Annotated in this window: 29 protein-coding genes and 1 riboswitch; of the genes, 15 read left to right on the plus strand and 14 right to left on the minus strand. The window is 71.4% G+C overall.

Going from position 1 to position 26635, the window contains the following annotated elements:
- Window positions 1-15 precede the first annotated feature (15 nt).
- Both nagA and AB5L52_RS24240 read right to left on the minus strand, forming a co-directional pair.
- Entirely contained in the window at window positions 16-1158 is a 1143-nt protein-coding gene (gene nagA / locus AB5L52_RS24235; RefSeq protein ID WP_351029201.1) for an N-acetylglucosamine-6-phosphate deacetylase, read from the minus strand.
- On the minus strand, window positions 1158-2132 hold the full coding sequence (locus tag AB5L52_RS24240; RefSeq protein WP_369368960.1) for an ROK family protein: 975 nt from the start codon (window positions 2130-2132) through the stop codon (window positions 1158-1160). The genes nagA and AB5L52_RS24240 overlap by 1 nt, the downstream gene beginning before the upstream one ends.
- Window positions 2133-2274: 142 nt before the next feature.
- On the opposite strand from AB5L52_RS24240, the gene AB5L52_RS24245 reads away from it, so the two are divergent.
- The 3 genes from AB5L52_RS24245 to otsB all read left to right on the plus strand — a co-directional run bounded on the left by AB5L52_RS24245 (window position 2275) and on the right by otsB (window position 4711).
- Entirely contained in the window at window positions 2275-3531 is a 1257-nt protein-coding gene (locus AB5L52_RS24245; RefSeq protein ID WP_369366137.1) for an extracellular solute-binding protein, read from the plus strand.
- A 35-nt stretch (window positions 3532-3566) separates the two neighbouring features.
- On the plus strand, window positions 3567-3791 hold the full coding sequence (locus tag AB5L52_RS24250; RefSeq protein ID WP_351029197.1) for a DUF3263 domain-containing protein: 225 nt from the start codon (window positions 3567-3569) through the stop codon (window positions 3789-3791).
- Between the two features lie 86 nt (window positions 3792-3877).
- Complete coding sequence (gene otsB / locus AB5L52_RS24255; RefSeq protein ID WP_351029195.1) at window positions 3878-4711, plus strand: trehalose-phosphatase; 834 nt, start codon at window positions 3878-3880, stop codon at window positions 4709-4711.
- A gap of 4 nt (window positions 4712-4715) precedes the next feature.
- Here the strand turns inward: otsB and AB5L52_RS24260 are convergent, their stop codons facing one another.
- Window positions 4716-6176 (minus strand): trehalose-6-phosphate synthase, encoded by a 1461-nt coding sequence (locus tag AB5L52_RS24260; protein WP_369366140.1) that lies wholly within the window; start codon window positions 6174-6176, stop codon window positions 4716-4718.
- A 74-nt stretch (window positions 6177-6250) separates the two neighbouring features.
- Window positions 6251-7195: a glucosyl-3-phosphoglycerate synthase gene (locus AB5L52_RS24265; RefSeq protein WP_351029271.1), complete on the minus strand. Its 945-nt coding sequence runs from the start codon at window positions 7193-7195 to the stop codon at window positions 6251-6253.
- A gap of 160 nt (window positions 7196-7355) precedes the next feature.
- A riboswitch (SAM riboswitch) is annotated at window positions 7356-7511 on the plus strand.
- 17 nt (window positions 7512-7528) lie between these two features.
- Here AB5L52_RS24265 and thrC point away from each other — a divergent pair.
- From thrC to groL, 4 genes are all read left to right on the plus strand, one after another.
- The gene (gene thrC / locus AB5L52_RS24270; protein WP_369366142.1) at window positions 7529-8806 is read left to right on the plus strand and encodes a threonine synthase; all 1278 of its coding nucleotides are present in this window, start codon (window positions 7529-7531) and stop codon (window positions 8804-8806) included.
- Window positions 8803-9078 (plus strand): MoaD/ThiS family protein, encoded by a 276-nt coding sequence (locus tag AB5L52_RS24275; RefSeq protein ID WP_023549334.1) that lies wholly within the window; start codon window positions 8803-8805, stop codon window positions 9076-9078. Before thrC ends, AB5L52_RS24275 begins: the two co-directional genes overlap by 4 nt.
- 432 nt (window positions 9079-9510) lie before the next feature.
- On the plus strand, window positions 9511-9717 hold the full coding sequence (locus AB5L52_RS24280) for a cold-shock protein (protein WP_023549335.1): 207 nt from the start codon (window positions 9511-9513) through the stop codon (window positions 9715-9717).
- Between the two features lie 325 nt (window positions 9718-10042).
- Window positions 10043-11665 carry a chaperonin GroEL gene (groL, locus tag AB5L52_RS24285; protein WP_351029190.1) on the plus strand — a complete coding sequence of 541 codons (1623 nt, stop codon included), beginning with the start codon at window positions 10043-10045 and terminating at the stop codon, window positions 11663-11665.
- Window positions 11666-11755: 90 nt separating this feature from the next.
- Here groL and AB5L52_RS24290 read toward each other — a convergent pair whose 3' ends face one another.
- A complete protein-coding gene (locus AB5L52_RS24290) occupies window positions 11756-12436 on the minus strand; it encodes a Uma2 family endonuclease (protein ID WP_369366145.1) in 681 nt (226 codons plus the stop codon).
- Window positions 12437-12495: 59 nt separating this feature from the next.
- Window positions 12496-13311 (minus strand): hypothetical protein, encoded by an 816-nt coding sequence (locus AB5L52_RS24295; protein WP_369366147.1) that lies wholly within the window; start codon window positions 13309-13311, stop codon window positions 12496-12498.
- Window positions 13312-13679: 368 nt separating this feature from the next.
- On the opposite strand from AB5L52_RS24295, the gene AB5L52_RS24300 reads away from it, so the two are divergent.
- A complete protein-coding gene (locus AB5L52_RS24300; RefSeq protein ID WP_351029187.1) occupies window positions 13680-13979 on the plus strand; it encodes an SH3 domain-containing protein in 300 nt (99 codons plus the stop codon).
- Between the two features lie 106 nt (window positions 13980-14085).
- Here the strand turns inward: AB5L52_RS24300 and AB5L52_RS24305 are convergent, their stop codons facing one another.
- Together AB5L52_RS24305 and AB5L52_RS24310 are read right to left on the minus strand one after the other, a co-directional pair.
- Entirely contained in the window at window positions 14086-14769 is a 684-nt protein-coding gene (locus tag AB5L52_RS24305; protein WP_369366150.1) for a hypothetical protein, read from the minus strand.
- Entirely contained in the window at window positions 14759-15274 is a 516-nt protein-coding gene (locus tag AB5L52_RS24310; protein ID WP_369366151.1) for a SigE family RNA polymerase sigma factor, read from the minus strand. The genes AB5L52_RS24305 and AB5L52_RS24310 overlap by 11 nt, the downstream gene beginning before the upstream one ends.
- A gap of 112 nt (window positions 15275-15386) precedes the next feature.
- On the opposite strand from AB5L52_RS24310, the gene AB5L52_RS24315 reads away from it, so the two are divergent.
- Together AB5L52_RS24315 and AB5L52_RS24320 are read left to right on the plus strand one after the other, a co-directional pair.
- Window positions 15387-16457, plus strand: a complete 1071-nt coding sequence (locus AB5L52_RS24315; protein WP_369366153.1) for a sigma factor-like helix-turn-helix DNA-binding protein — start codon at window positions 15387-15389, stop codon at window positions 16455-16457.
- Window positions 16454-18082, plus strand: a complete 1629-nt coding sequence (locus tag AB5L52_RS24320) for a transglycosylase domain-containing protein (RefSeq protein WP_369366155.1) — start codon at window positions 16454-16456, stop codon at window positions 18080-18082. Before AB5L52_RS24315 ends, AB5L52_RS24320 begins: the two co-directional genes overlap by 4 nt.
- Here AB5L52_RS24320 and AB5L52_RS24325 read toward each other — a convergent pair.
- Together AB5L52_RS24325 and AB5L52_RS24330 are read right to left on the minus strand one after the other, a co-directional pair.
- Complete coding sequence (locus tag AB5L52_RS24325) at window positions 18058-18267, minus strand: DUF397 domain-containing protein (RefSeq protein ID WP_351029179.1); 210 nt, start codon at window positions 18265-18267, stop codon at window positions 18058-18060. The genes AB5L52_RS24320 and AB5L52_RS24325 overlap by 25 nt on opposite strands.
- A complete protein-coding gene (locus AB5L52_RS24330) occupies window positions 18251-19090 on the minus strand; it encodes a helix-turn-helix transcriptional regulator (protein WP_351029178.1) in 840 nt (279 codons plus the stop codon). The genes AB5L52_RS24325 and AB5L52_RS24330 overlap by 17 nt, the downstream gene beginning before the upstream one ends.
- A 114-nt stretch (window positions 19091-19204) precedes the next feature.
- Between AB5L52_RS24330 and AB5L52_RS24335 the strand changes: the two genes are divergently transcribed.
- The 4 genes from AB5L52_RS24335 (at window position 19205) to AB5L52_RS24350 (ending at window position 22585) form a co-directional block, all read left to right on the plus strand.
- Window positions 19205-19438: a hypothetical protein gene (locus tag AB5L52_RS24335; RefSeq protein WP_351029177.1), complete on the plus strand. Its 234-nt coding sequence runs from the start codon at window positions 19205-19207 to the stop codon at window positions 19436-19438.
- The gene (locus AB5L52_RS24340; protein WP_351569052.1) at window positions 19435-19647 is read left to right on the plus strand and encodes a hypothetical protein; all 213 of its coding nucleotides are present in this window, start codon (window positions 19435-19437) and stop codon (window positions 19645-19647) included. Before AB5L52_RS24335 ends, AB5L52_RS24340 begins: the two co-directional genes overlap by 4 nt.
- Before the next feature lie 116 nt (window positions 19648-19763).
- Window positions 19764-20888: an NADH:flavin oxidoreductase gene (locus AB5L52_RS24345; protein WP_369366158.1), complete on the plus strand. Its 1125-nt coding sequence runs from the start codon at window positions 19764-19766 to the stop codon at window positions 20886-20888.
- Window positions 20889-21016: 128 nt separating this feature from the next.
- Window positions 21017-22585 (plus strand): carboxylesterase/lipase family protein, encoded by a 1569-nt coding sequence (locus AB5L52_RS24350; protein WP_369366160.1) that lies wholly within the window; start codon window positions 21017-21019, stop codon window positions 22583-22585.
- 25 nt (window positions 22586-22610) lie between these two features.
- On the opposite strand, the gene AB5L52_RS24355 is transcribed toward AB5L52_RS24350, so the two are convergent.
- On the minus strand, window positions 22611-23198 hold the full coding sequence (locus AB5L52_RS24355) for a hypothetical protein (protein ID WP_351029269.1): 588 nt from the start codon (window positions 23196-23198) through the stop codon (window positions 22611-22613).
- A gap of 90 nt (window positions 23199-23288) precedes the next feature.
- On the opposite strand from AB5L52_RS24355, the gene AB5L52_RS24360 reads away from it, so the two are divergent.
- Window positions 23289-23966 carry a class I SAM-dependent methyltransferase gene (locus AB5L52_RS24360; RefSeq protein WP_351568693.1) on the plus strand — a complete coding sequence of 226 codons (678 nt, stop codon included), beginning with the start codon at window positions 23289-23291 and terminating at the stop codon, window positions 23964-23966.
- Between the two features lie 22 nt (window positions 23967-23988).
- Here the strand turns inward: AB5L52_RS24360 and AB5L52_RS24365 are convergent, their stop codons facing one another.
- Genes AB5L52_RS24365 through murQ form a run of 3 tightly spaced genes read right to left on the minus strand, consistent with a single transcriptional unit; the run spans window position 23989 to window position 26617 of the window.
- Window positions 23989-24219 (minus strand): hypothetical protein, encoded by a 231-nt coding sequence (locus AB5L52_RS24365; protein WP_351029170.1) that lies wholly within the window; start codon window positions 24217-24219, stop codon window positions 23989-23991.
- Window positions 24220-24249: 30 nt separating this feature from the next.
- Window positions 24250-25677: a PTS transporter subunit EIIC gene (locus tag AB5L52_RS24370; protein WP_369366162.1), complete on the minus strand. Its 1428-nt coding sequence runs from the start codon at window positions 25675-25677 to the stop codon at window positions 24250-24252.
- Between the two features lie 16 nt (window positions 25678-25693).
- Complete coding sequence (gene murQ, locus AB5L52_RS24375; protein ID WP_369366164.1) at window positions 25694-26617, minus strand: N-acetylmuramic acid 6-phosphate etherase; 924 nt, start codon at window positions 26615-26617, stop codon at window positions 25694-25696.
- Between the last annotated feature and the right edge of the window lie 18 nt (window positions 26618-26635).

A 26635-nucleotide genomic window follows, 5' to 3' on the forward strand; every position in this document is an offset into this window, starting at 1 on the left:
GGAAAGGCGGGCAGATCAGGCCAGTTGGGGCGGGACCACCCACGCGCCGTGCCGCATCACGCCCTTGAGGCCGAAGTCCGCGTCCAGCAGGAGCAGGTCGGCGTCCTTGCCGGGTTCCAGGGAGCCGATGCGGTCGAAGAGGCCGAGGAGGCGGGCGGGGTTGACGGACAGGGCCGTCACGGCGTCCTCGACCGAGAGCCTGTCGATGGTCACCGCCCGCTGGAACGCGCGGTCCAGGGTGAGCGTGGAGCCCGCGATCGAGCCGCCCTGCACCAGCCGGGCCACGCCCTCGCTGACCTCGACCTCCAGCGGGCCGAGCATGTAGCGGCCGTCGCCGATGCCGGCCGCGTCCATCGCGTCCGTGATGAACGCGACCCGGTCCGCGCCCGCGTGGTGGAAGGCCAGCTCCAGCGCGGCCGGGTGGAGATGCGTGCCGTCGTTGATCAACTCGACCGTGACCCGCTCGTCCTCCAGCAGGGCGGCGATCGGACCGGGCGTGCGGTGGCCCAGCGGGGGCATCGCGTTGAAGAGGTGGGTGGCGACCGTGGCGCCCGCGTCGATGGCCTGGACGGTCTGTTCGTAGGTGGCGTCCGTGTGGCCGATCGCGGCGATCACGCCGTGCTCGGCCAGCAGCCGTACGGAGTCGAGGCCGCCCGGCAGCTCGGTGGCGAGCGTGACCATCTTCGCCCTGCCGCGTGCCGCGTCGATCAGCTTGCGGACCTCGGCGGGCTCCGGGTCGCGCAGCAGTTCCTCGGAGTGCGCGCCCTTGCGGCAGGGGGAGATGAACGGGCCCTCGAAGTGGATGCCCGCGATGTCTCCCTGCTCGGCCAGCTCGCTCAGCAGCCCGGCCTGCCGCGCGAGCAGGTCCATCTCGTCGGTGACGGTGGAGGCGACGAGGGTGGTGGTGCCGTGCACGCGGTGCGTGTGGATGGCCTTCAGGATGTCGTCGGGGGTGCCGGAGAAGGAGGCTCCGCCGCCGCCGTGGTTGTGGATGTCCACGAAGCCGGGGATCAGCCAGTGGCCGGATACGTCGATGACCTCGGCGTTCTCGGGAGCGGCAGCCGTGATCTTCGTACCCTCGACGGATACGCGCCCGTCGTCCACCACTCCGCCGGGCAGCACCACCCGAGCACCTGTGAGAACCAAGCTGGGAGCCATCAGGCGGTTACCTCCGGGGGGTCGGTGGGGTCGGTGGGGTCGGTGGGGTCGAGGTCGGTGGAGTCGAGCAGGTCCTGCGCCAGCAGTCCCGCGCCCAGGCAGCCGGCCGTGTCGCCCAGGGCCGCGGGGACGATGACCGGCAGTTTCTGGAAGGTGACCCGCTGCCGGACGGCGTCCCGCAGGGGCTGGAACAACACTTCCCCGGCCTCGGCGAGACCGCCACCGATGATCAGGGTGCGCGGGTCCAGCAGGGTGAGCGCGGTGACCAGCCCGTCGGCGAGCGCGTCCACCGCCTCCTGCCAGACCCGGACGGCGTTCGGGTCACCGGACGCGACGGCCTTGGCGCAGTCGGCGGCGTCCGCGTCCGGGTCCCCGCAGGCCGCCGCCCAGGCCTCGGTCACGGCGGACGCGGAGGCGTACCGCTCCAGGCAGCCGTGTTGCCCGCACGGGCAGGGCGTGCCGGACGGTCGTACGACGATGTGGCCGATCTCGCCCGCGAAGCCGTGCGCGCCCGCCTCGACCCGGCCGTCGATGCCGATGGCGCCGGCGATCCCGGTGCCGAGCGGTACGAACAGGAAGCGGTCGGCGCCCTTGCCCGCGCCGATCCGGCCCTCGGCGAGGCCGCCGGTGCGCACGTCGTGGCCGAGGGCGACGGGGATGCCGAGCCGCCGCGTGAGCAGTGCGCGCAGCGGTACGTCCCGCCAGCCGAGGTTGGCCGCGTAGGCGGCGATGCCCCGCTCCTCGTCGACGATGCCGGGGACGGCGATGCCGACAGCGGCGGCGGCCTCGCCGTAGCGCTGCAGGCCGTACGCGCGCAGCTCGGCGGCGAAGTCGAGGATCGTCTCGACCACCGCGTCCGGTCCGCGCTCGCGGCCGGTGGCGCGGCGGGCACGGTGCAGCAGTTCGCCGTCGTCGCCGACGAGGGCGGCCTTCATCCCGGTACCGCCCACGTCCAGGGCGATGACATGTCTCACCACGGCACCTAGTGTGGCCCGGCCACCCGCGAGAGGTCTAGTCCACTCGCGTGGTGTAGACCTTATGTGTCCATATATTGAACGGTCAGACAGCAGGGTTGGGGCGTTGAGGTTGCGTCGGCGTACGGCAGGAACGATCGCGGTGGTGTCCGCACTGGGCATGACGACGGTCCTCGGCGGCTGCGGGAGTTCGGGCTCCTCCGACGTCACACTGAAACTGGTCGCCGCCGACTACGGCGACTCGGCCGCGAACAGCTCCAAGAAGTACTGGGACGCGCTGGTCAAGGAGTACGAGTCCAAGCACCCCGGCGTGAAGATCGACGTCAGCGTGTACTCCTGGAACGACGTCGACGCCAAGGTCAAGGACATGGTCGCCGCGGGCCACGCCCCCGACCTGGCCCAGATCGGCGCCTACGCCGACTACGCGGCCGCCGGGAAGCTCTACCCGGCCTCCGACCTGCTCTCCATCCGCACCCAGGCCGACTTCCTCTCCCAGCTCTCCGACGCGGGCCAGTGGAACCACACGCAGTTCGGCATCCCCTTCGGGGCCTCCACGCGCGTGCTCTTCTACAACAAGACCCTGTTCGCCAAGGCCGGCATCACCACCCCGCCCACCACCTGGGACGAGCTGGCCGCCGACGCCAAGACGCTCAAGGACAAGGGCGTCAAGTACCCCATGGCGCTGCCCCTCGGCCCCGAGGAGGCGCAGGCCGAGACCATGCAGTGGATGCTGAGCGGCGCGAGCGGCGGCACCGGCTACACCGACGACATCGGCACCTACACCATCGACTCCGCGCAGAACGTCGACACCTTCACCTGGCTCAAGGACGACCTGGTCGGCAAGGGGCTGACCGGGCCCGTCGCGCCCGGCAAGCTCAACCGCGCGGATGCCTTCGCGGCGTTCGCCGACGGGCAGGTCGGCATGCTCAACGGGCATCCCACGCTGATCCAGCAGGCCGGGAAGAAGGGCGTGCAGTTCGGCATGGTGCCGATGCCGGGGCGCAGCGGCAAGGCCAGGGCCTCCATGGGGGTCGCCGACTGGATGATGGCCTTCAAGCAGAACGGGCACGCCGAGCAGATAGGCGACTTCCTCAACTTCGCCTACAGCAAGAAGAACGTCCTCGACTTCTCCCGCCAGTACGGCCTGCTGCCGGTCACCGGCTCCGCCTCCAACGCCATGATCGACTCGGACGCCGCCCCCGACAAGGCCCTGCACCCCTTCCTCGAGCAGCTGCCCACCTCCGAGCTGTACCCCGTCGGCAAGACCTCCTGGGCGTCGGTCAGTGCGGCCGTGAAGCAGAACATCGGCCAGGCCGTGGCCCCCGACGGCAGCCCCGCCGCCGTCCTGTCCCGCCTCCAGGCGACGGCGACGGCGGCGGACAGCAGCAGCAAGGGCTGACCGGGCTGTCAGTCCCCGGCGCTACGGTGGCTGTCATGGAACTGGGCCTGCGCGAACAAGCCGTCCTCGCCCTGGAGCGCCGGGGCTTTCCCGGCCCCGGCGCGAAGGAGCGAGCGATACGCGAGGAGCTGGGCCTGGCCCCGGTGCGCTACTACCAGCTGCTGAACGCGCTGCTGGACGACGAGAGAGCCCTGGCCCACGACCCGGTGACGGTGAACCGCCTGCGCCGGGTACGGGACGCTCGCCGCTCGGAGCGCTGAAGGAGCCCTGAAAAGGAACGCTGAAGCCGACGGCACCGCGGTTCCGTCAGGAGTGAGCCCGGCCGAGCCTGGATAGTGTCGGAGGTATGGACCCTCTGCCCACCCCGCAGACCCAGCCCGGCCGAGACGGACTCACCGCACTCCTGGCCAAGCCCACCGCAGCAGTCGTCGGCCTGGATTTCGACGGCACCCTCGCCCCCATCGTCGCCGACCCCGAACAGGCCCGCGCCCACCCCGAAGCTGTACCGGCGCTCGCCGCCCTCGCCCCGAAGGTCGCCTCCATCGCCGTGATCACCGGCCGCCCCGCCGGCGTCGCGGTCCGCTACGGCGGCTTCGCCGGCGTCCCCGGCCTGGCGCACCTCACCGTCCTCGGCCACTACGGCGCCGAACGCTGGGACGCGGTCACCGGCACCGTCACCGCCCCCGCCCCGCACCCCGGCGTCGCGGCGGTCCGCGCCGAGCTGCCCGGCGTCCTGGACCGGGCCGGCGCCTGGCCCGGCACCTGGATCGAGGAGAAGGGCCGGGCGGTCGCGGTCCACACCCGCCGCGCCGACGACCCGCAGGCCGCGTTCGAGGCCCTGCGCGGCCCCCTCGCCGACCTCGCCGCCCGCCACGGCCTGATCGTCGAACCCGGCCGCATGGTCCTGGAACTGCGCCCGCCGGGCATGGACAAGGGCGTGGCGCTCAGCGAGTACGTCCGCAAGACCGGCGCCGAGTCGGTCCTCTACGCCGGCGACGACCTGGGCGACCTCCCCGCCTTCGACGCCGTCGACGAACTCCGCTCCGACGGGGTCTTCGGCGTCCTGGTGTGCAGCGGCAGCACGGAGGTCACGGAACTGGCGGAGCGCGCGGACCTGGTGGTGGACGGCCCGTCCGGCGTCGTGCACCTGCTGCGGACCCTCGCCGCCCAGCTGGACTGAAGCCTCAGCCGGCCGGAAGCTCCTCCAGCGCCCGCAGCTGCTCCAGGAACCACTGGGCCGGGGGAAGCGCGGTGGCCGCCGCCGCCAGTCTCTTGGCGCGGTCCGCCCGCTCCTCCGGCCTGAGGGACAGCGCCTCGTGCAGGGCCCGCGCGGTCTCCAGCACGTCGTAGGGGTTCACCACCAGCGCGTCGGCGCGCAGCTCCTCGTACGCCCCCGCCTCCCGGGACAGCACCAGCGCGCAGCCCTGGTCGGAGACGACCGGCACCTCCTTGGCGACCAGGTTCATGCCGTCCCGGATGGGGTTGACCAGGGCCACGTCGGCGAGCCGGTAGGCGGCCAGCGAGCGCGCGAAGTCGTCCTTGACGTGCAGCACGACCGGGGTCCAACCGGCCGTGCCGTAGGCCGAGTTGATCTCCTGGGCCACCCGCTGCACCGCGGCCGTGTACTCCCGGTACACGGCGAGGTCCTGCCGGGACGGATAGGCGAAGGCGATATGCACCACCCGCTCGCGCCACTTGGGGTGGTCGTCCAGCAGCTGCCGGTACGCCAGCAGACCGCGCACGATGTTCTTGGACAGTTCGGTGCGGTCGACGCGGACCACGGCCTTGCGGCCCTCGCCGATCTCCGCCCGCAGGGCCGCCATCCGCTCCTCGACGTCCGGCTCATGGGCCCGCTTGCGCAGGAAGTCCGCGTCCGCGCCGAGCCCGTGCACGCCGATCTCCGTGCCCGTGAGGCTGTCGGGACCCAGGACCGCGGCACAGCAGGACGCGAACGCGTCCGCCCAGCGCGTGGTCAGAAAGGCCGCCCGGTCCGCGCCCAGGATGCCGCTCAGCAGCGCGGCCGCGATGTCGTCGGGCAGCAGCCGGAAGTAGTCCGGCGGTGCCCACGGCGTGTGCGAGAAGTGGCCGATGCGCAGGTCGGGGCGGAGCACCCGGAGCATCCCGGGCACGAGGCACAGGTGGTAGTCCTGCACCAGCACCGCCGCCCCGTCGGCCGCCTCCTCGGCCAGCGCCTCGGCGAACGCCCGGTTGTAGGCCTCGTACGACGCCCACTGCCGCCGGAACTCCGTGTCGAAGACCGGCGCCAGCGGGGTCTGGTACAGCATGTGGTGGACGAACCAGAGCACCGAGTTGGCGATGCCGTTGTAGGCGTCGGAGTGCACCCGTGCGTCGATGTCGAGCATCCGCACCCGCTGCCCGCCGGTGTCCTCGGCCGGCAGCAGTCCGCCGGCCGCCCGCCGTACGGCCGCCCGGTCGCCGTCGCCGAGCGCCGCGCACACCCACACCGAGCCCGCGTCCGCCCCGATGGCCGACAGCCCCGAGACCAGCCCGCCGCCGCCCCGCTTGGCGCGCAGCGAGCCGGCCCCGCCGGCCCCGCCGTCCTCGTAGACGGTGTATGAAACCGGGCCGCGGTTGGACGCGACCAGCACCCGAGCCTTCTCGGCAGCACCCTGCGTGGAAGCCATGGTCCACAACCTAGCCCGGCCCGGAAACGCTCAAACGTACGGATGGGCCCGGCGCGCGGACGTATACGACCGGTTCACGCCACCTTGCGTTCGGCGTACTCGGCGATCTCCGCCATCGGCGGCCGCTCCTCGGTGTCCACCGGGTACGTGCGCGGCTCGAAGCCGTCCGCACCCCGTTCGAACTGGGTCAGCGCGGGGCGGACGAGATGGCCGCGGGCCAGCCGGAGCTGGGCCGTGCGGTAGATGGCCGCGGCCATCCGGCCCAGCGCCTGTCCGTCCTGGTGGCGGTGTTTGCGCACGCCCACGTCCACCTGCGCGAGCGCGTCGAGCCCCACCAGGTGCAGCGCGTCCACCAGCATGCCCAGCTCCACGCCGTAGCCGACGGGGAAGGGGAGCTGTTCCAGCAGGCTGCGGCGGGCCGCGTACTCGCCGCCCAGCGGCTGTACGAAACCGGCCAGCTGCGGCCAGTGCAGATTCAGCAGCGGCCGGGCCATCAGTTCGGTGACCCGGCCGCCCTGCCCCGCCGCCCCGGCGAGCGGACGGTCGTACATGGCCTTGACCAGGTCGACGCCCGGTTCGGTGAGCAGCGGGCCGATGATCCCGGAGACGAAGTCGGAGGAGAACTCGCGCAGGTCGGCGTCGACGAAACAGACGATGTCCCCGCCGGTCACCAGCAGGGAGCGCCACAGCACTTCACCCTTTCCGGGGACCGCGGGAACGCGCGGGAGGATCTCGTCGCGGTGAACGACCCGGGCGCCCGCGCGCGCGGCGACCTCGGAGGTACGGTCGGTGGAGCCGGAGTCGACGACGACGATCTCGTCGACCAGCGGGACCTGTTCCATCAGGTCGTGCCGGACGACCGCGACGATGTCGCCGACCGTCTCCTCCTCGTTGAGCGCGGGCAGCACGACGCTGATCGTCTGGCCCGTGCGCTGCTTGGCGGACAGGATCCGGTGGAGAGGGCGATCGGCCACGGACCAGGAGCGGGTGGCCAGCCAGTGCTCGACTTCTTCCAGCACGGTCTGCGGCTCCTCTCTGTTCGTGATCACAGGGGGTGACCGTGTGATCCATCTCGCGGTTCGGACGACTATCTCAACTCTCCTGGCCGTCGGTTACAGTCTTGAACAACGCCGATGACCATCGCATGTCGGAGGTTCTCGCGCGTTCACAACCGAATACCGCTCATCCAGAGGGGCAGAGGGACACGGCCCGATGAAGCCCCGGCAACCCTCCAGTCGGTACTCGTAGATCCGCAGGGATCGCTCCGCGAGGCTCCCGGCTAGGGAAGGTGCCAAATCCGTCTCATGGCGAGATGCGTCATGAGGAAGATGAGGAGAAAGGGCCTCGCCTCCATGGCTGTGCAGACAGTTGCAAGCAATTCCACCGTCGACCTCGGTCCCGCAGCGGCCCTGAGCTGTCGCGAGTGCGGGCACCGCGTCCCGCTCGGCCCGGTGTTCGCCTGCGAGGAGTGTTTCGGCCCGCTGGAGACCGCCTACGACTTCTCCGGCTACGACACCGAAGAGCTGCGCCGCCGTATCGAGGCCGGCCCGGCGAACATCTGGCGCTACGCCCCGCTGCTGCCCGTCCCCGCGGACGTGGCCGACAAGCCGAACCTGAACCCGGGCTGGACCAAGCTCGTCAAGGCCGACAACCTCGCCCACGAGCTGGGCGTCACCGGCGGCCTGTACGTGAAGGACGACTCCGGCAACCCGACGCACTCCTTCAAGGACCGCGTCGTCGCCCAGGCCCTGGAGGCCGCCCGCGCCTTCGGCTTCACCACGCTCTCCTGCTCCTCGACGGGCAACCTGGCCGGTGCCGTCGGCGCCGCCGCGGCCCGCGCCGGCTTCCGCTCCTGCGTGTTCATCCCGCACGACCTGGAGCAGGGCAAGGTCGTCATGGCCGCGGTCTACGGCGGCGAACTGGTCGGCATCGAGGGCAACTACGACGATGTGAACCGCTTCTGCTCGGAGCTGATCGGCGACTCGGCCGGCGAGGGCTGGGGCTTCGTCAACGTCAACCTGCGGCCGTACTACGCGGAGGGCTCCAAGACCCTCGCGTACGAGATCTGCGAGCAGCTCGGCTGGCGGCTGCCCGACCAGATCGTGATCCCGATCGCCTCCGGCTCCCAGCTCACGAAGATCGACAAGGGTCTGAAGGAGCTGATCGAGCTGGGTCTGGTCGAGGACAGGCCGTACAAGATCTTCGGTGCGCAGGCCGAGGGCTGCTCGCCGGTGTCGACGGCCTTCAAGGCCGGCCACGACGTCGTACGGCCCCAGAAGCCGAACACCATCGCCAAGTCCCTCGCCATCGGCAACCCGGCCGACGGCCCCTACGTCCTGGACATCGCGCGCCGCACCGGCGGTGCGGTGGAGGACGTGACGGACGAGGAAGTCGTCGACGCCATCAAGCTGCTGGCCCGCACGGAGGGCATTTTCGCCGAGACCGCGGGCGGAGTGACCGTCGGCGTGACGCGCAAGCTGATCAAGAACGGCGTCCTGGACCCGACGAAGACCACGGTCGTCCTCAACACCGGCGACGGCCTGAAGACCCTCGACGCGGTGGCCGGTACCGGCCTCACCGCCACCATTCGCCCGACCCTGGACTCCTTCCGAGAGGCTGGCCTCGCATGAGCGTGACCGTTCGCATCCCCACCATCCTGCGCACCTACACCGGCGGCCAGGCCGAGGTCGCCGCCGAGGGCGCGACCCTCGCCGAGGTCATCGAGGACCTGGAGAAGAACCACACCGGGATCGCCGCGCGCGTCCTGGACGACCAGGGCAAGCTGCGCCGGTTCGTCAACGTCTACGTCAACGACGACGACGTGCGCTTCGAGCAGGGCCTTCAAACCGCGACGCCCGACGGCGCGGGTGTCTCGATCATTCCGGCGGTGGCCGGCGGCTGATCGTTACCTTGGGTAACTAGAGTTACTCATTGTTCATCGAATTGCCTCCTCCGTGAGAGAAGCGGAGGGGGCAATTCTGCGTGATTGAGCGCGGTACAGTTGGGGAACCCGGTCGCCGCCTTCGGGTCGCGAGCCCCGGATTCATGCCGCAAGCCCGACAAGAAGTAGCCAAAGTATGCGGGTTTTATGCGGCATTTGTGATGTTTGCGTGGCCCGACTTGCCCCGAAGTCGGGCGAATTCTCACCACATTCCGGACCGTTCCCGTCCAGAATTCTCGTCCGATTGACCTGTTGCAGACGGCAGTTGGGCAGATACATTCAGCCGCGGTCGACGCGTTCCGGCGCACGCCCCCGACCGATTTGGGGGGTGAGGTCTGACCCGGGTCCGCGAAGTGTGGATCTGTGCAAGGGCCAGTAATAGGGGAGTTAGGCATGGCTCAGGGCACCGTCAAGTGGTTCAACGCGGAGAAGGGGTACGGCTTCATCGCGGTCGACGGTGGTGCGGATGTTTTCGTCCACTACAGTGCGATCCAGATGGACGGTTACCGCACCCTGGAAGAGGGGCAGCGGGTCGACTTCGAGATCTCGCAGGGCCAGAAGGGTCCGCAGGCGGACATGGTCAAGCTGGCGACCAGCTGAAGCACGCGTCGGCTGACAGCGACGTTCTTCTGTTCGACTTCGAAGGGTCCGTACCTCCTGGGGTGCGGGCCCTTCGGCATGCCCGGCGCCCCCTGTTCGCGCGCGGCTGAGCGAGGTCCCCGGCAGGCGCTGGGCGCTTGCACTCGGGGGTGCCGAGTGCTAATCATTGGCGTTAGCACTCTGAAGGTGAGAGTGACAAAGAAGGACCGGGTCGGTGAGGCCCGCAGGCCACGTGGGGCAGGGAACCACAGGCCGGCGAGCCGTCCGTCGCGGGCGCGGGCGCGGTCCGAAGGAATCACCCCCAGTCCTGGAGGGACCACTTCACATGGCCAAGATCATCGCGTTCGACGAGGAGGCGCGGCGCGGCCTCGAGCGCGGCATGAACCAGCTCGCGGACGCCGTGAAGGTGACGCTCGGCCCCAAGGGTCGCAACGTCGTCCTCGAGAAGAAGTGGGGCGCCCCCACGATCACCAACGATGGTGTCTCCATCGCCAAGGAGATCGAGCTCGAGGACCCGTACGAGAAGATCGGCGCCGAGCTGGTCAAGGAAGTCGCGAAGAAGACGGACGACGTCGCCGGTGACGGCACGACGACCGCGACCGTCCTGGCCCAGGCCCTGGTCAAGGAGGGCCTCCGCAACGTCGCCGCCGGCGCCAACCCGATGGCGCTGAAGCGCGGTATCGAGAAGGCCGTCGAGGCCGTCTCCGCCGCCCTCCTGGAGCAGGCGAAGGACGTCGAGACCAAGGAGCAGATCGCCTCCACCGCGTCCATCTCCGCCGCCGACACCCAGATCGGCGAGCTGATCGCCGAGGCCATGGACAAGGTCGGCAAGGAAGGCGTCATCACCGTCGAGGAGAGCAACACCTTCGGCCTGGAGCTTGAGCTCACCGAGGGCATGCGCTTCGACAAGGGCTACATCTCCGCCTACTTCGCGACCGACATGGAGCGCATGGAGGCGGCGCTGGAGGACCCGTACATCCTCATCGCCAACTCCAAGATCTCCTCGGTCAAGGACCTGCTCCCGCTCCTGGAGAAGGTCATGCAGTCGGGCAAGCCGCTGCTGATCATCGCCGAGGACGTCGAGGGCGAGGCCCTGTCGACCCTGGTCGTCAACAAGATCCGCGGCACCTTCAAGTCCGTCGCCGTCAAGGCCCCGGGCTTCGGCGACCGCCGCAAGGCCATGCTCGGCGACATCGCCATCCTCACGGGCGGCGAGGTCATCTCCGAGGAGGTCGGCCTCAAGCTGGAGAACGCGACCCTGGACCTCCTGGGCCGCGCCCGCAAGGTCGTCATCACCAAGGACGAGACCACCATCGTCGACGGCGCCGGCTCCTCGGAGCAGGTGGGCGGCCGGGTCAACCAGATCCGCGCCGAGATCGAGAACAGCGACTCGGACTACGACCGCGAGAAGCTGCAGGAGCGCCTGGCGAAGCTCGCCGGCGGTGTCGCGGTCATCAAGGCCGGTGCCGCCACCGAGGTGGAGCTCAAGGAGCGCAAGCACCGCATCGAGGACGCCGTCCGCAACGCGAAGGCCGCCGTCGAGGAGGGCATCGTCGCCGGTGGTGGCGTGGCCCTGCTGCAGGCCTCCTCGGTCTTCGAGAAGCTGGACCTGGAGGGCGACGAGGCGACCGGCGCCAACGCCGTGAAGCTCGCCCTGGAGGCCCCGCTGAAGCAGATCGCCGTCAACGGTGGTCTTGAGGGCGGCGTCGTTGTGGAGAAGGTGCGCAACCTGGCCGTCGGCCACGGTCTGAACGCCGCCACGGGCGAATACGTCGACATGATCGCCGAGGGCATCATCGACCCGGCGAAGGTGACCCGTTCCGCCCTGCAGAACGCCGCCTCCATCGCCGCGCTGTTCCTCACCACCGAGGCCGTCATCGCCGACAAGCCGGAGAAGGCCGCCGCGGCCGCTCCGGGCGGCATGCCGGGCGGTGACATGGACTTCTGATCGACCTGACGGTTGATCGCCTGTCCTACGGACCGAGGGCGGTACCCCCAGCTTCTGGCCGGGGGTACCGCCCTCGGGCGTTTGCCGAGGTCAGTCGGCGTAGTCCTTGAGTTCCTCGGTGTCCAGGGTGATGCTCACCGGCGGTGGGAGTTCGACGGTGGCGCCCCAGGGGTAGGACGGGGACTGCTGGTAGCGGCCGTCCTTGGGCTCGCTGAAGACGGTGAGGGTGTTGTTGTCACGGTCGATGAGGAGGTAGACGGGGATCTCTGCCGTCGCGTACCCGATCGGCTTGTCGATGCGGTCGCGTTGGTCGGTGTCGCGGTCGTGGGAGGTGATCTCCACGGCCATCAGGATGCCGTCAGTTGCAGACCAATCCCCGCGCCCCTTGAAGTGGCCCTTCGGCGCGAGGGCGCCATCTGTGCGGGCGCGACCGTTGCGGTAGGCCTCGGCCTTGACACCGGACTCGGGGTAGAGACGTAGGTCAGGGCGATGCTGCATGCACTGCTCCTGGAGCCAGACGAAGATCTCGTTGTGGTTGCCGTCCGGCATTGCCTTGACTACTACCCTTCCGTTGACGTATTCCAGCCGCACGGTTTCTGGAGCGACTTCAGCCAGTTCCTCGAACTCCTCAACGTCAAGCGGCCCGTGCCTTACGCACAGGCGGCCGCCGAGGAATTCCAGCCGGTTCTGCAGCTCCCTGGGAGCCCTGCGGACGAGTTCCTCGAAGTCCTCGACGGACATCTGCGGGCGCTCAGCGGTGTCAGGGGTCATGGCGTCGCCTCCTTCCTCCCATCGTGCCCCAGGGCGGTGTCGTCGGACCGTAGGAGCGGTCATGCGGGTGTCCTTTCACGTCGTCGTAGGGACATCGCAGCGCGGATCTCGGATGCGTGGACTTGGACCGCCGAAGCGGGCAGGGGCGCGTTGGAGTGCGTCGGCGCGCGTTCGCCCCGGCAGCCGCCGCACACACCCCCCGCCAGTGCTTCCGGCCGCCCCGGCACCCCGCACTCCGCGCACTCCAGCACCCGGCGCGCTGGGCGGCGGACCGGTTCCGGGGGGAGTTTGTCGATCAGGCGGCGGCGGACCAGGGCGGCCGGGTGGTGGACCGGGGAGGGCAGTCCCTCGGTCAGGGCGCGGAGTACGACCTCGTCGGTGGCCTCGCGCGCGAACCACCCCTCCACCAGCGGGGCGAGGGCGGCGCAGTCGGCGGCGGAGAGGGACAGGACCGGGGCCGTACGGCCCAGGGCGGCGAGGAGGATGTGGGCTCGGGAGCGGGTGGGGCCCGACCGATCGGGTGGATCCTCCGGTACGTCGCCGCGCGTGAAGGCCGCCCACCAGCCGTCGTCGCGTGCGGTACGGGACCACCACGATCGGGTGATCCAGCGCGAGCTGCCGCCTTCCGTCTCCAGCCGCTCCCTTCCTCGGCGTAAGTGCCCTGCCGCCTGAAGGCGGTTGAGCGCTGTGCGGAGTGCGCACTGGCCGTACGGGAGCTGCTTGGCCAGCGTTTTCACCGAGATGTCGGCGCCGTCGGGGAGACGGCCGACGTACGCGGCGATGGCTGCTTCGCGGGGCGGGAGGTGCGCGAAGTCGTGGTTGGTGCGGGGGCGTTGGTCTGATGCCGAGCGCTTGCCGTAACCCGGATTGGCCATCGGGTGGGGGGGGGAAGCGTGCGCGGGCAGGGAGACAGCACTAAGCTTGGCGTCAGCCACGGGATCGGGTCCTGTCCGGTCTCGTTGGTCAAGCCCCCGCAGGTGTTGCTAGCACCTGACGGGGGCTGTTCGTTATGCGGGCACGCTAGAGCCTCGTGACTGTGCGTGGCAAGTCGAGCGCAGCAAGTCAACTCGCGGGGTGGGAGGGTGGGTTGAGACCCTCCGCCCATTCCATGCAAAGAGCGCTCGGAGCTGGTGGCTTGAGCTTCGGGGCGCCGGATCTGCCCGAATCAAGATCATGAACATGCTATGTTCCTCCCGACCAAGATCATTTGGCTTGGTTTCACATGGCTCAATCAGGAGGAACTGTGTCCTTCGCAGTACGGGGGAAGCGCGGCATGGCACTGACCGGCCTCGCGGTCGCCGCCGCCATCGGTGGCGCGACGCTGGCCACGCCGGCCTACGCCGACGACGTCTACGGCCACTGCACCACGGACGGTGTCCGCATCCGCTCCAACCCGAGCACCTCGGGCACGGTGCTCGGTCTCTGCTACACCGGCGAGCGCCTGGCGCACCGGGACGTGTCCGGTGACGGTCAGTGGGACCTGGTCTACGACGTCGACAGCGGCGTCAGCGGATGGATGTCCCACGGCTACTACAGCTGGTGACATGTCCCGCTGAGGTACCGGTGAAGATCTGAAGATCTAGGGATGGGGCCGCCCGGCCGTCTGGCAGGGCGGCCCTTCTCGTTGTGGCGCGAACAGCGCGCCGCGCCTAGGCCTTCGGCGTGACCGCCGACAGCGTGTCGCCCGGGGTCAGTCTGTGGTAGAGCCAGACGGCGTCCTTGGGGTCGAGCCCGATCCAGCTGCCGGTTCGGGCGGCGCAGGCGAGGGAGCCGAGGTAGATGCTGTTCCGGTCGGCGTCGTGGAGTTCGACCACGTACGGTTCCGCCACCTTGCAGGAGGCCTCGGCGAGTTGACCGACGGGGCCCCGGCCGAGGTCGAGTTTCGCGGCGACGGTCAGCGGGCCGGCGGCGACGAGGGTCGGAAAACCCGAGGTGATGGGCATGACCCGGCCGTCGATCGTCAGGGTCCGCTTGCCCAGGTTCACCGTTCCGGCGATCGTGATCCCCGTCGGGGTCGGAGTCGGGGGAGGGGCGGGAAAAGAGGAGGAGGGGGAGGGGGAAGCGGAGGGGTAGGGGGACGGGAGGCGGGGAGCGGTGGCGGCCGGGGGCTGACGGTGTTCCGGAGTGCCACCCGTCTTCAGGGACAGGGCGAATGCCGCCAGGGCGAGGGCCGTGGCACCCGCGCCGAGGGCGAGGGCCGTGCGACGGCGGCGGCCCCGGCGGACGGCGCGGCGGCGGATCCCGGCGGCAGTGACGGGTGGCTGGGTCTCGTTCGCCGTGGCCAACTCGTGGAGTGCGGTGGCCAGTTCACGCGCGGTGAGGTCATCCGACACGGCGGCCCTCCTTCCGTACCGGCTCCTCGGCCTCGTCCGCGCCCAGTTGCTTCGCCAGTGCCGCCCGGCCCCGGGACAGCCGGGCCTTGACCGTGCCCACGGGCGCGCCGGTCTCGGAGGCTACCTGCTCGACACTCAGGTCGCACAGATGGTGCAGGACGATCGCCAGCCGCTGCGCCTGTGGCAGTGCGCGCAACGCGGCCACCAGCGCGGTGTGTTCGGGTCCTGGGCCGGGGGTCGACTCGGGCGGGGTGTGCCGCCGTACCAGTTCCAGCCAGCGCCTGGCGCGCCGCCAGCGGCTGACCGCCAGCCGTACGGCGACCGTGCGGATCCAGGCCTCGGGGGCGCTGTCGGCCAGGAAGGACTTCCGCCGGTCCCAGGCGCGTACGAACGCCTCCTGCACCACGTCCTGGGCCTCGCCGTGGTCTCCGGTGAAGGCGTAGAGCTGCCCGGTCAGGCGGGGGAACGCGGCCGCGTAGAAAGCGTCGAACTCGTCCTCGGTCATGCCTCCGCGTCTTTCGTTTCCGGTGCAACCCGCCTGCCCCGCCCGTGCGTACAGGTCCCGTGGGCCGCGTGTGCGGCGTACATCGAAACACATGTGACCCAAGGAGAAGACGATGCGGACGGGTGCCCGGATCCATGACGACTTCGCCGCCTACGCGCGCGCCTGCTGGCCCCGGCTCCTTCGCACCGCGTTGTCGCTCACCGGGGATCCGGCCGAGGCGGACGATCTGGCGAGGAGGACGCTGGCACGGGTGTACGCGCGCTGGCGCCGCGTTCCGCGCAACGACGTGGACTTCCATGTACGGCGTCACCTGGTGCGGAGCTGGTTGCGGCGGCCGTGGCCGCTCGGGCGGCGCGCCGACCGGCAACGGGCCGTGCTGGTGCTGCGGTACGGCGAGGGGCTGCCGGACGCGCAGATCGGTCAGCTGCTCGGCATCTCCACGGGCGCGGTGCGCCATGTCGCCAGGCGTGGGGTGAAGGCGGCCGGGGGTGACGAACGGCGGCTGCGCGAGGCCTGCGCCGCCGCGGCCGGTGACGTGGTTCCCGGCCCGGTTCCGCTGGCGGCGGTGACCGTGCGGGGGCGGGCGTGGCGGCGGCGCCGGGCCGCGGTGGCCGCCGTCGGCTGTGCGGCGGTGCTGGTGGCCGGGGGTTTCGTTGCCGTCGGCCTGGTCGGCGGGGCCGGCAGCGGTTCGTCGTCCGGTACGGTGGCCGGCCGCGAGGCGGGTTCCGTACGGATCGTGGCGCCGGGGGAGCGGGTACAGGCGGCGCCCGGTGTGGAGATGTGGCTGACCGCGGACGGCAGCCACTGGTCGACGCCGGAACAGGCCAACCAGTTCCGCGGGTTGGACACCTACCCACGCCACCAGCCGGGGGTGTCCGTGCAGGCGGAGCCGGTGAAGGGCGGGTACTTCCTGTCCGGCCTGTACTACGGCGTCACCGGGGACCCGGGACGTGTCGAGCTGAGCACCGGCCACGGCCAGGTCGCCGCCAACGTGCTCACCCTGGCGGGCAGCCCCGGCTGGGGCGTCTGGTACGCGAGCACGCCGCTGTCCGCACGGGACACCAAGACGCTCATCGTCGAGGGCGTCGGCGGTGACGAGGGTGACAGGGGTGACGGCGTCAGGGTGTACGACGCCGCGGGCGCCGTCGTGGCCCGGCTGCGGAGCGGGGGGTGGCGGGCATGACCCCGGAGCTCAAGGCGGAGCCCAAGGAGGAGCCCAAGGAGGAGCCCAAGAACGCCGTCCCGCCCGCGAGTTCGCGGCGCGTTCCGCTCCGCGTCCGCCTGCGCCGCAACCGGGGCCGTATCGCGCGTCGGCTGCTGGCTGCCTTCCTGGTCCTGATCGCCCTGCTGTGCGGGGCGGTCGTCGTCGCGTACAAGCTCACCGTCATCCCCGATCCGCACCCGGACACCGTCGTCCAGAGCACCGTCTTCCTCGACGAGAAGGGTGCCTACCTGGGCCGCCGGGGTCCGGTCGACCGTCAGGACGTACCGCTGTCGCAGGTGCCGCGGTATGTGCAGGACGCGGTGATCGCCGCCGAGAACCGTTCCTTCCGCACCGACTCCGGAGTCTCCCCGAAGGCCCTCGTCCGTGCCGTCGCGGCGGCGCTGACCGGCGGTGAACGGCAGGGCGGCTCCACCATCACCCAGCAGTACGTCAAGAACGCGCTGCTCAGCCCCGAGCAGTCGCTGTCGCGCAAGGCGCGTGAGGCGCTGATCGCGGTCAAGCTGGACCGCACCCGCTCCAAGGACGAGATCCTTCAGGGCTACCTCAACACCGTGTACTTCGGGCGGGGCGCCGCCGGCGTCCAGGCCGCCGCGCGCAACTACTTCGACGTCGACACCAAGGACCTCACCGTCTCCCAGGGCGCGGCCCTGGCCGCCATCATCAACCTCCCCTCGTACTACGAGAAGGCCGGCTCGGACCCGAAGGTGACGGCGACGCTGCAGCACCGCTGGGAATGGGTGCTGGACGCGATGGCGGCGAGCGGGAACATCACGGCGAAACAGCGGGCCGAGGCCCGCTTCCCGGCGTTCCGGTTCTATCCGCCGGGGGCCACCGAGGGGCAGCGGCAGTACCTGATCGACGCCGCGGCGAAGGAGGCCGCCGACCGGCTCGGCATCACCGAGGACCAGTTGGCGAGCGGCGGCTACACCGTGCGCACCACTTTCGACCTCACCCTGCAGGACTCCGCCGCGGAACTGGTCAAGGGGCAGAAGGCCGGCAAGGGGATACGGCTGCACACCGCCGTCGTGGGCATCGAGCCCGGCGACGGCGCGGTGCGGGTGCTGTACGGGGGGTCGGACTACGCCCGGCAACCCTTCAACGACGCGGTGAGCGGGGCGGTGGAGGCGGGTACGGTGATGACGCCGCTGGCGGGCCGGCAGTTCGGGGCGCCGCTCACGGGGTTCCCGAAGACAACCGCGCCCACACCGCTGAAGCTCACGTCGGCGTACGCGGCGGTCGCGGCCGACGGCATGTACGCCGCGCCGTACACCGTCGCCCGCATCACCCGCGACGGCCGGACCGTCTACTACGCGCACGCCGACCGCCACCGGGTCCTGCCGGAGACGGCGGCCCACGTGGTGGCCGCGCCGGTCCGGTTCACGGCGGGCGCGGGCGGCGGCATCACCCGCCGCACGGTGTGGACCGTCGCCTACGACACCCGGCTCACCCTGACCGTCGCTCTCTTCGCCGACAAGCCGGGCAAGAAGAAGGACACGACGGTGCCCGCGCAGCTGCCGACGGATCCCTCACCGACGGCGTTCACGGAACAGATGGCGACTCAGCTCTGGGGGCGCTTGAGGTGATCGACGAAGGCGGACCAAGTCGACGGTCCGAACGCGAGATTCGGGCCGTCGGGGGTCTTTGAGTCGCGGACGGGGACGAGGGTTGGGTGGGCGTCGGCGACTTCCAGGCAGTTGTCGGCGTTGCCGCTGTAGCTGGACTTGTGCCATACGGCCGTGTTCAGGTCGTAGTCAGGGATGTTCCTCATGGGTGTAATCCTCCGCCAACGCCTCGACCAGAGCCAGGGACTCCTCCTGCGAGAGCGCGGAGGCCACGAGGAGATCGAACACGAACCTGAGTTGGGCGACGGTGCCCGGGTCGTCCTCCAGCCGTCCGGTACGGACTCCTTCCAGGTAGACCAAAGGAGGGGCGTCCGCGAAGTCCATCAACTTCAGGGCACCCTCCATCGCCGTGTGCGCACCTGCGCTGAGTGGCAGCACCTGCATGATGACGCGGTTCCGGCCAGCCAGTCCGCCGATGTGGCGCAGAGCCTCCGCCATCACCGCCCGACCACCGACCTTCCGGCGCAACGCAGCCTCGTCAAGCACCGCCCAAAACAACGGCTTTGTTGGGTGTTCAAGTACGCGGGCCCGCGCCATCCGGTTGTCCACCCACTCTTCGATGGTCTCCTCCGGCGTTGTCGGGTCGTACCCGCGGTTCACGGCCCGTGCGTACGCGGGCGTCTGCAGCAGCCCGGGGATCAGGAGTGGCGCGTACTGCCTGATCGCCGTGGCCTGAGCCTCCACCTCCGCCACCTCTGCGAAGTGCTCCTGATACTTCGACCTGGCCGCCGCCTTGCAGTTCCGCGTGAAGAAGCCGTCTGTCTCCAGGACTTCGTCCAGCATCACCGCGAACTCCGGCTGCATCCGCCGCGTCCCCGCCTCCAGTTGCCCGATGAACGATCCGCTCACGAACAGCCGTCGGCCCAGCTCCTCCTGGCTCAGCCCTTTCCGCTCGCGGGCGTGGCGTAACTCGGCGCCCAGCAGAGCGCGTGGTGATGACGACGGGTCGAGGTCCTTCGGTCCTGCCATGGCAACTCCTGGTCTGACAGCAGAGTTTGTTGGGCGCCATCTCTGGCCAGGTTAGAGCGCGGTCGGCCACTCTGTGTGGCGAACGTGAATACTCAGCGTGGAGGAAGTGGCGCAATGGAGACGAAGGAAACGACCGTCGGTGAGCGGCCCGCCCGGACTGCCGACGAGGCGGTGGACCGGCTGCGTGTCGCTCTGCGCGGGGTGGGGATCGTCCTGCCGTCGCTGCGGGTCGACCCGCTGAGCACCTCGGACGAGGACTCGTACGCCTTGGTCGACCTGGGCCGCTGCAATCTGGGCGTGGCCTCGCGGCTGGCGGCGGTTCTCCGCGGGAAGGCCTCCGACGCGTGAGCCGTACACCCGAGTACGCCGTCGACACGCGCAGCGGGCGGATCGGTGAGGTCATGGCGCGCGTAGGGGGCTATGTGCAGCTGCGCCCCATCGGTGGCGGCCGGGAGTGGGACTGTCCGCCCGAGTCGGTCGAGCCGGCGCCGCCGGACGCGGTGCTGCGGGAGCGGGTGCGGCGGCTGAACCGGGACAGTGTGAGTGGGGTCACATGAGGGGATGCGGCGGGGCCGGAATGTGGGGCACCGCATAGGCGGTTACTTAAGGAGCTGCAACAATGCGTGTTCACATACCGACCGGTTAACGCCGTCCCTCACGAGGAGCCCCCCACGTGACCGTCACGACCCCCGCCTCCCGCGCGGCCCAGATACTGTCCCGTCCGATCGCGCTCAACGGCCTCACCGTCCCCAACCGGATCGTGATGGCTCCGATGACCCGGATGTTCTCCCCGGGCGGCATCCCGGGTGAGGACGTGCGGTCGTACTACGCCCGTCGTGCCGCCGCCGGTGTCGGCCTGATCGTCACCGAGGGCACGTACGTCGGCCACGAGTCGGCCGGGCAGAGCGACCGGGTGCCGCGGTTCCACGGCGAGGAGCAGCTGGCGGGCTGGGCGAAGGTCGCCGAGGACGTGCACGCGGCCGGCGGCACCATCGTCCCGCAGCTGTGGCACATCGGCATGGTCCGCAAGGACGGCGACGCCCCCTACCCGGACGCCCCCGCGATGGGCCCGTCCGGCCTGGTCAGTGCGGGTGCCGAGGTCACCGGCAAGGCGATGACGCAGACCGACCTGGACGACGTCGTCGCCGCGTTCGCCCAGGCGGCCGCGGACGCCGAGCGCATCGGCTTCGACGGCGTCGAGCTGCACGGCGCCCACGGCTACCTCCTCGACCAGTTCCTGTGGGAGGGCACCAACCGCCGTACCGACGCCTACGGCGGCGACCCGGTGGCCCGTACGAAGTTCTCCGCGGAGATCGTCGCGGCGGTCCGCGCGGCGGTGTCGCCCGAGTTCCCGGTGATCTTCCGCTACTCGCAGTGGAAGCAGCAGGACTACACCGCCCGGCTCGCCGAGACCCCCGAGGAGCTGGACGCCATCCTCACCCCGCTCGCCGCGGCCGGTGTCGACGTCTTCCACGCCTCCACCCGCCGCTACTGGCTGCCGGAGTTCGACGGCTCGGACCTGAACCTGGCCGGCTGGACGAAGAAGATCACCGGCAAGCAAGTCATCACCGTCGGCTCGGTCGGCCTCGACGGCGACTTCGTCAACGCCTTCCAGGGCGAGGGCTCCCCGGTCCAGGGCATCGACAACCTCCTCGACCGGCTGGAGGCCGACGAGTTCGACATGGTCGCCGTCGGCCGGGCGCTGCTGCAGGACCCGGAGTGGGCGGCCAAGGTGCTCGCCGACCGCTTCGACGAGCTGAAGCCGTACGACGCCGCCGCCGTGAAGACTCTCAGCTGACGTCTTCAGCTGACGTCTTCAGCTGACGTTTTCGGCTGAGTTTTCGGCTGACGTCTGCGGCCGGGCACTTGTGATCGTCGTCGCGCGTTGTCGTGATGAGCAGTCAGGCAGCGAGGGAGCGAGCAGCGATGACGACGAGTGAGTCCCAGGTCACCCCGGACACCCCGGATACCCCGGACACCGACGGTCCCGTGGTGCGCACCGCCTCCGGCGCGGTGCGCGGCCTGCGCGAGCAGGGCCTGTCGGTGTTCCGGGGCATCCCGTTCGCCGCGCCCCCGGTCGGCGAGGCCCGCTTCCAGGCCCCGCGCCCGCCCCGCCCCTGGGACGGCACCCGGGAGGCGTATGCCTTCGGGCCGCCGCCCCCGCAGGAGACGGGCTTCGTCGGGCGCGCGGTCCCGCTCCCGGCCCCGCAGAGCGACGACTGGCTGACGGTCAACGTCTGGACCCCGGAGCCGGACCCCTCCGCCGCCCGCCCCGTCATGGTGTGGATCTACGGCGGTGCGTACAAGCTGGGCTTCAGCGGCCAGCCGGGCTACGACGCCCAGCACCTGGCCCGCGCGGGCGACGTCGTGGTCGTCACTCTCAACTACCGCGTGGGCATGGAGGGTTTCGCCCTCTGGGCGGGCGCCCCGGCCAACCGCGGTCTCCTGGACCAGGTGGCGGCCCTGGAATGGGTCCAGGAGAACATCGCCGCGTTCGGCGGCGACCCCGGCCACGTCACGGTCTTCGGCGAGTCGGCGGGCGCGGGCTCCATCGCCGCACTGCTGGCGATGCCCAGAGCGCGGGGCCTGTTCCGGCGCGCGGTGACCCAGAGCGTGCCCGGCACGTACTTCTCCGCCGACCTGGCCCGCGACATGGCGTCGGCGCTGGCGGCCGAGGCGGGCCGTGAGCCCACGGCGGCCGACCTGGCGTCGGTGGCGCCCCAGCGGCTCACCGAGGCAGGCGCGGCGCTGGGCGCCAAGATGGCCCAGTACACCGCCCGTTGGGGCCAGGCGGCCCCGACCACCGTCCCCTTCGCCCCGGTCGTCGACGGCGAGATCCTCCCCGACACGCCCTGGCAGGCCCTCGCCGCCGGCGCGGCGCGGGACATCGACCTCCTCGTCGGCCACAACCGCGACGAGTACCGCCTGTTCCTGGTCATGGCGGGCCTGTCCGGCAAGGTCACGGACGACCTGGCCACGGCGACCCTGCGGATGTACGCGCCGGGTGGCGAGAGCGGCGAGCAGGCCTACCGCGCGGCCTTCCCGGACGCCACCGCCGAGCAGCTCTTCGCCCGCGTCCAGACCGACTGGCTGTTCGCGCTGCCGAGCCTGCGCCTGGCCGAGGCACAGCACGCGGGCGGCGGCCGCGCCCATGTCTACGAACTGACCTGGCCGGCTCCCGACACCGGCGGCGATCTGGGCGCCTGCCACGCCCTGGACATCCCGCTGCTCTTCGGCACGTACGGCGCGGACCTCGGCGCGCTCCTCTTCCCCGGCGGCAGACCGACACCGGAGGCGGAGCGGCTCACGGCCTTCTTCCAGCGCGCCTGGCCGGCGTTCGCCCGGACCGGCGACCCCGGCTGGCCGGCCTACGACCCGGAGTCCCGCCTGGTCCAGGTCCTGGACGCGGAGCCGGAGGTGGCGCCGTACCCGGAGGAGCGGAACAGGCTCATCTGGGAGGGGTACGCCTTCTCGGCCTTGCCGCTGCAGGGCTGACGGAGGTGCAGGGCTGACGGAGGCGCTACAGGTTCCCCATGTTTCCCATGTTCCCCATGGGCTCGATGTCCACGTGCACCGGTGTGCCCCACACCCGCAGCACCTCGTAGTCGGTGAACTCGTGGACGAGCCGGTAGGCCATCGCCGGCCGCGAACCGCGCCGCTGGGCGGCGAGATACGCCTCGGCCTCGCGCCGGTCCCGCCGGGGCGTGCCGCACAGCTGCCACTCCTGCCCGGTCCACGCCTCCGGCAGCCAGCGCTGCTGGGGCTGCGGCCGGTCGGCGCGGACGCCGTACCGGGAGGGTGCGGTGGCGACGGGCGCGGGCTCGGCGCGCCCGCCCTGGAACTCCGAGCGGCGGGCGGCCCGGCGCCGGGTCTCGCACAGCAGGCACAGATCGGGCGCGCTCTCGTCCACGGGCCCCTGCGGGTGCTCGGCACACCGGGTGGCGGGCGCGCTGCCCCCGGCGCTCTCCTCCACCAGGTCGAGCGCCCGGCGCAGATCCGCCTTGATCTCGTGCAGCCGGGCGTCCGGGGTGTCGGCGGTGAGGGCCTCCCCGTGCTCCCCGAGGAGCCGGAGGGCCCTTCCGAGGGCGGCGAGCTGGGCGTGGTTCATGGTCACCCTGCGTACACCTTTCCTGCCCAGGTGTCCAGCGATGATCGCCATGGGCCGGTGGCGCGAAGCCGTTCGTGGTGGACTGGCCGCATGACGACACCGCCGAGCCGGCTGGTGGAGGCCCTCCATCGCTTCAACGCCGCCCACCCCTGGGACCACAACGCGCACTATCACCGCTGGCTGCTCAGGCAGCTGCCGCGCCGCTTCGGCAGCGCCCTGGACGTGGGGTGCGGCAGCGGGGATCTGGTACGGCGGCTGGCCGGCCGCGCGGAGTCGGTCGTCGGGGTGGACGCCGACCCCCGAATTCTCGACAGGGCACGGGAGTTGACGGGCGCGACGGCCCCTGTCACCTACACCCGCGCCACCGCCCCCCATGGCCTTCCGGCCGGCCCCTACGACGTCATCACCTGTGTCGCCGTCCTGCACCACCTGCCCTGCGCCGACACCCTCACCCGCTTCCGGCGGGAACTCGCCCCCGGCGGCACCCTGGTGGTCGTCGGCTGCGCCCGCCCGGAGGGCGCCCTCGACCACGCGATCTCGCTGACGGCCGTACCGCTCAACGCGCTGATGGGGTGGGCGAAGAACCGGGGGCGGGCCACGGCGCGCCGGCCGGTCTCCATGACCGCCCCCGTCCGTGACCCGGAGCTGACCCTCACCGAGATCGCCCGCGAGGCGGGCCGACTGCTTCCCGGTGCCCGGCTTCGGCGCCGGCTCTTCTGGCGGTACACCCTCGTCTGGCGCGCCCCTGCCGCCACCTCGGGCCGCTGAAGAGTGATCCGGCGCCGTTCGGTCAGCCGCGGAGCTGACTGAGCGTGCTGCCCGCCCCGCACACGGGGACGGCGGCGATGGCACCGGCCGCCAATGCCAGCGGTGAGGTGGGCTGGAGAACGGGAAGTACGTTGAGGTTGCCGGCGCAGGTCACGGGATCGGCGTCCACCTCGCGATCGTCGGCGTGGGCGGGGGCGGCCAGGGCCGCGAGCGACGTGGCCAGAACGGCGCTGACCAGGAGCTTCTTCATCATGCCCGGGGAAACGACCGGTCGGGCGGCACGTCACGCGGGTGCGGCCACACGGGGACGGCGCGGGAAGCCGAAGAGACAGGTCGCCGCGAAGCCGACCGCGTACCCGGTGAGCAGCCCGCCCGCGTAGATCGCCACGGCCGCCGCCGGGCCCCGGTTCCCGGTCAGCAGCGGGAACAGCGCCCAGCCCGACGGGCCGATCGCCGTCGCGCCCACTCTGGTGCCGAGCGTCGCGAAGAACCCGACGAAGCCGCCGCCCGCCGCGCCGCCCGCGCAGGCGGTCAGGAACGGCCGGCCGAGGGGCAGCGAGACGCCGTAGATCAGCGGTTCGCCGACGCCGAGCAGCCCGGCCGGGAGAGCCGAGCGGATCGTGGTGAGCACGGAGGCGTGGGTCTCGTCGTGGCGCAGCCGGACGTACACGGCGAGCGCCGCGCCCACCTGGCCCGCGCCCGCCATGGCCAGCAGCGGGAGCAGGACGGTGTAGCCCTCCTGCTCGATGAGGGTGGTGTGGATGGGGATGAGGGCCTGGTGCAGGCCCAGCATGACCAGGGGCAGGAAGAGGCCGCCGAGGAGCAGTCCGGCGGCCGCGCCCGCGGTGGCCAGCAGCCAGTCGGCCGCCGTACCGATCGCGGTGGCCACCGCGCCGGCTGCGTACATCAGGCCGTACAGCGTCACCAGGCCGGAGACGAGGACGGTGACCGTGGGGGTGAGCAGGACGTCCAGTGCGCCCGGCACCCGGCCCCGTACCCACTTCTCCACCCGGGTCGCGAGCAGCGCCGCGGCCAGCGCGCCGAGCACCCCGCCCTGTCCGGGCGCCAGCTGCGTCCCGAACACCGCCACCTTCGCCACGCCCGGGTGGACGACGACGGCCGCGACCGCGCTGCCCAGTACGGGGGTGCCGCCGAACTCCGCCGCCGTGTTGTGGCCGACGAACACCGCGATCAGCGCCATGAAGGCCGACGCGACGGCCGACAGGGCCGGGGTGAGGCCGGGCAGCCAACCGGTGTTCAGCAGCAGCCCGTTGACGCCGGACAGGATGCCGCAGCCGATCAGGGCGGGGATGAGCGGCACGAAGACGTTCGCGACCCGGCGCAGGGCGGTCCTGACCGGGGTGGCGTCACGGCGCCGCAGCCGCTCCCGCAGCTCGGCGCCGTCCCGCACCTGCGTGTCGGGGCCCAACTCGGCGTCACGCACGCCCGGTTGCCCGGCGCCGACCCGCGCCGCCACCTCCGCCGTGACCTCGTCGACCACCCCGGGCCCGAGCACGATCTGCCAGGCGGGCCCGTCGGCCACCACCCCCGCCACACCGGGCAGGGCCCGCAGCCCCGCCTCGTCCGCCGCCGCCGGATCGGCGAGGGTCAGCCGGAGACGGGTCATGCAGTGGGCCACGGAGGTGACGTTGGCCGGGCCGCCGACCCGGGTGAGGACGGCTGCTGCGGTGGAGGCGGGGTCGTTGCGCACGCCCCGAGCGTGCGGGTCAGCCGGGCGTGTGCGCCAGCGCGGCACGCAGATGCCCGCCGGACTCCTCCAGAAGGCGGGCGGCCGTCGGGCCGTCGACACCGGAGAGGAGGGCGAGGATCGCGTGCTTCACCTCGCCGCCGGACTCGGTGAGGGCCTTCTCGATCTCCGCGTCCGAGGCGCCCGTGGCCAGGGACACGATCCGGCGTGAGCGGGCCCGCAGCTTGTCGTTGGACGCCCGGACGTCGACCATCAGGTTCCCGTAGGTCTTGCCGAGCCGGATCATCGTGATCGTCGAGAGCATGTTGAGGACCAGCTTCTGCGCCGTGCCGGCCTTCAGCCGCGTGGACCCGGTGATCAGCTCCGGCCCCACGACGACCTCGATGCCGTGCTCGGCGGCGGCCGCGAGCGCGCTGTGCGCGTTGCAGGACAGGCCGACGGTCAGGGCGCCCAGGGCGCGGGCGTGCTCGACGGCGCCGATCGCGTACGGGGTGCGGCCGGAGGCGGAGATCCCGACGACGGTGTCGGCGGGCGCGAGCTTCAGCGCGTCCAGGTCCTGCCGGGCCAGCTCCCCGGAGTCCTCGGCGCCCTCCACGGAGGTGACCATGGCCGCGGGTCCGCCCGCGATCAGGCCGACGACCTGCCCGGGATCGGTGTTGAAGGTGGGCGGGCACTCGGAGGCGTCCAGCACGCCCAGCCGCCCGGCCGTACCGGCACCGGCGTAGAGCAGCCGGCCGCCGTTCGCCATGCGCTCGGCGATGGCGTCGACGGCGGCGGCGATCCGGGGCAGCTGGGCGCCGACGGCGGCGGGGACCCCGGCGTCCTCGCCGTTCATCAGGCGGGCGATGTCGAGGGTGGGCAGCCGGTCGATGTCGGCGAGCTCGGGACGGAAGGCCTCGGTGGTCAGGGAAGCCAGCTGGCTGCGCAGTTCGGGGGAGGTCATGGGGGGTGGCTCTCTCAG

This window comes from Streptomyces sp. CG4 (assembly GCF_041080655.1).
In the GTDB taxonomy this organism is placed as follows: domain Bacteria; phylum Actinomycetota; class Actinomycetes; order Streptomycetales; family Streptomycetaceae; genus Streptomyces.

Bases quoted from the DNA above. Each gene is read 5' to 3' on its own strand.
- AB5L52_RS24250 (WP_351029197.1), top strand. From the start codon at position 3,567: ATGGAACTGGGCCTGCGCGAACAAGCCGTCCTCGCCCTGGAGCGCCGG.
- AB5L52_RS24320 (WP_369366155.1), top strand. From the start codon at position 16,454: ATGACCCCGGAGCTCAAGGCGGAGCCCAAGGAGGAGCCCAAGGAGGAG.
- AB5L52_RS24350 (WP_369366160.1), top strand. From the start codon at position 21,017: ATGACGACGAGTGAGTCCCAGGTCACCCCGGACACCCCGGATACCCCG.
- AB5L52_RS24355 (WP_351029269.1), bottom strand. From the start codon at position 23,198: ATGAACCACGCCCAGCTCGCCGCCCTCGGAAGGGCCCTCCGGCTCCTC.
- nagA (WP_351029201.1), bottom strand. From the start codon at position 1,158: ATGGCTCCCAGCTTGGTTCTCACAGGTGCTCGGGTGGTGCTGCCCGGC.
- AB5L52_RS24310 (WP_369366151.1), bottom strand. From the start codon at position 15,274: ATGACCGAGGACGAGTTCGACGCTTTCTACGCGGCCGCGTTCCCCCGC.
- otsB (WP_351029195.1), top strand. From the start codon at position 3,878: ATGGACCCTCTGCCCACCCCGCAGACCCAGCCCGGCCGAGACGGACTC.
- murQ (WP_369366164.1), bottom strand. From the start codon at position 26,617: ATGACCTCCCCCGAACTGCGCAGCCAGCTGGCTTCCCTGACCACCGAG.
- AB5L52_RS24325 (WP_351029179.1), bottom strand. From the start codon at position 18,267: ATGAGGAACATCCCTGACTACGACCTGAACACGGCCGTATGGCACAAG.
- AB5L52_RS24360 (WP_351568693.1), top strand. From the start codon at position 23,289: ATGACGACACCGCCGAGCCGGCTGGTGGAGGCCCTCCATCGCTTCAAC.
- groL (WP_351029190.1), top strand. From the start codon at position 10,043: ATGGCCAAGATCATCGCGTTCGACGAGGAGGCGCGGCGCGGCCTCGAG.
- AB5L52_RS24335 (WP_351029177.1), top strand. From the start codon at position 19,205: ATGGAGACGAAGGAAACGACCGTCGGTGAGCGGCCCGCCCGGACTGCC.
- AB5L52_RS24275 (WP_023549334.1), top strand. From the start codon at position 8,803: ATGAGCGTGACCGTTCGCATCCCCACCATCCTGCGCACCTACACCGGC.
- AB5L52_RS24365 (WP_351029170.1), bottom strand. From the start codon at position 24,219: ATGATGAAGAAGCTCCTGGTCAGCGCCGTTCTGGCCACGTCGCTCGCG.
- AB5L52_RS24280 (WP_023549335.1), top strand. From the start codon at position 9,511: ATGGCTCAGGGCACCGTCAAGTGGTTCAACGCGGAGAAGGGGTACGGC.
- AB5L52_RS24260 (WP_369366140.1), bottom strand. From the start codon at position 6,176: ATGGCTTCCACGCAGGGTGCTGCCGAGAAGGCTCGGGTGCTGGTCGCG.
- AB5L52_RS24315 (WP_369366153.1), top strand. From the start codon at position 15,387: ATGCGGACGGGTGCCCGGATCCATGACGACTTCGCCGCCTACGCGCGC.
- AB5L52_RS24330 (WP_351029178.1), bottom strand. From the start codon at position 19,090: ATGGCAGGACCGAAGGACCTCGACCCGTCGTCATCACCACGCGCTCTG.
- AB5L52_RS24290 (WP_369366145.1), bottom strand. From the start codon at position 12,436: ATGACCCCTGACACCGCTGAGCGCCCGCAGATGTCCGTCGAGGACTTC.
- thrC (WP_369366142.1), top strand. From the start codon at position 7,529: ATGGCTGTGCAGACAGTTGCAAGCAATTCCACCGTCGACCTCGGTCCC.
- AB5L52_RS24295 (WP_369366147.1), bottom strand. From the start codon at position 13,311: ATGGCCAATCCGGGTTACGGCAAGCGCTCGGCATCAGACCAACGCCCC.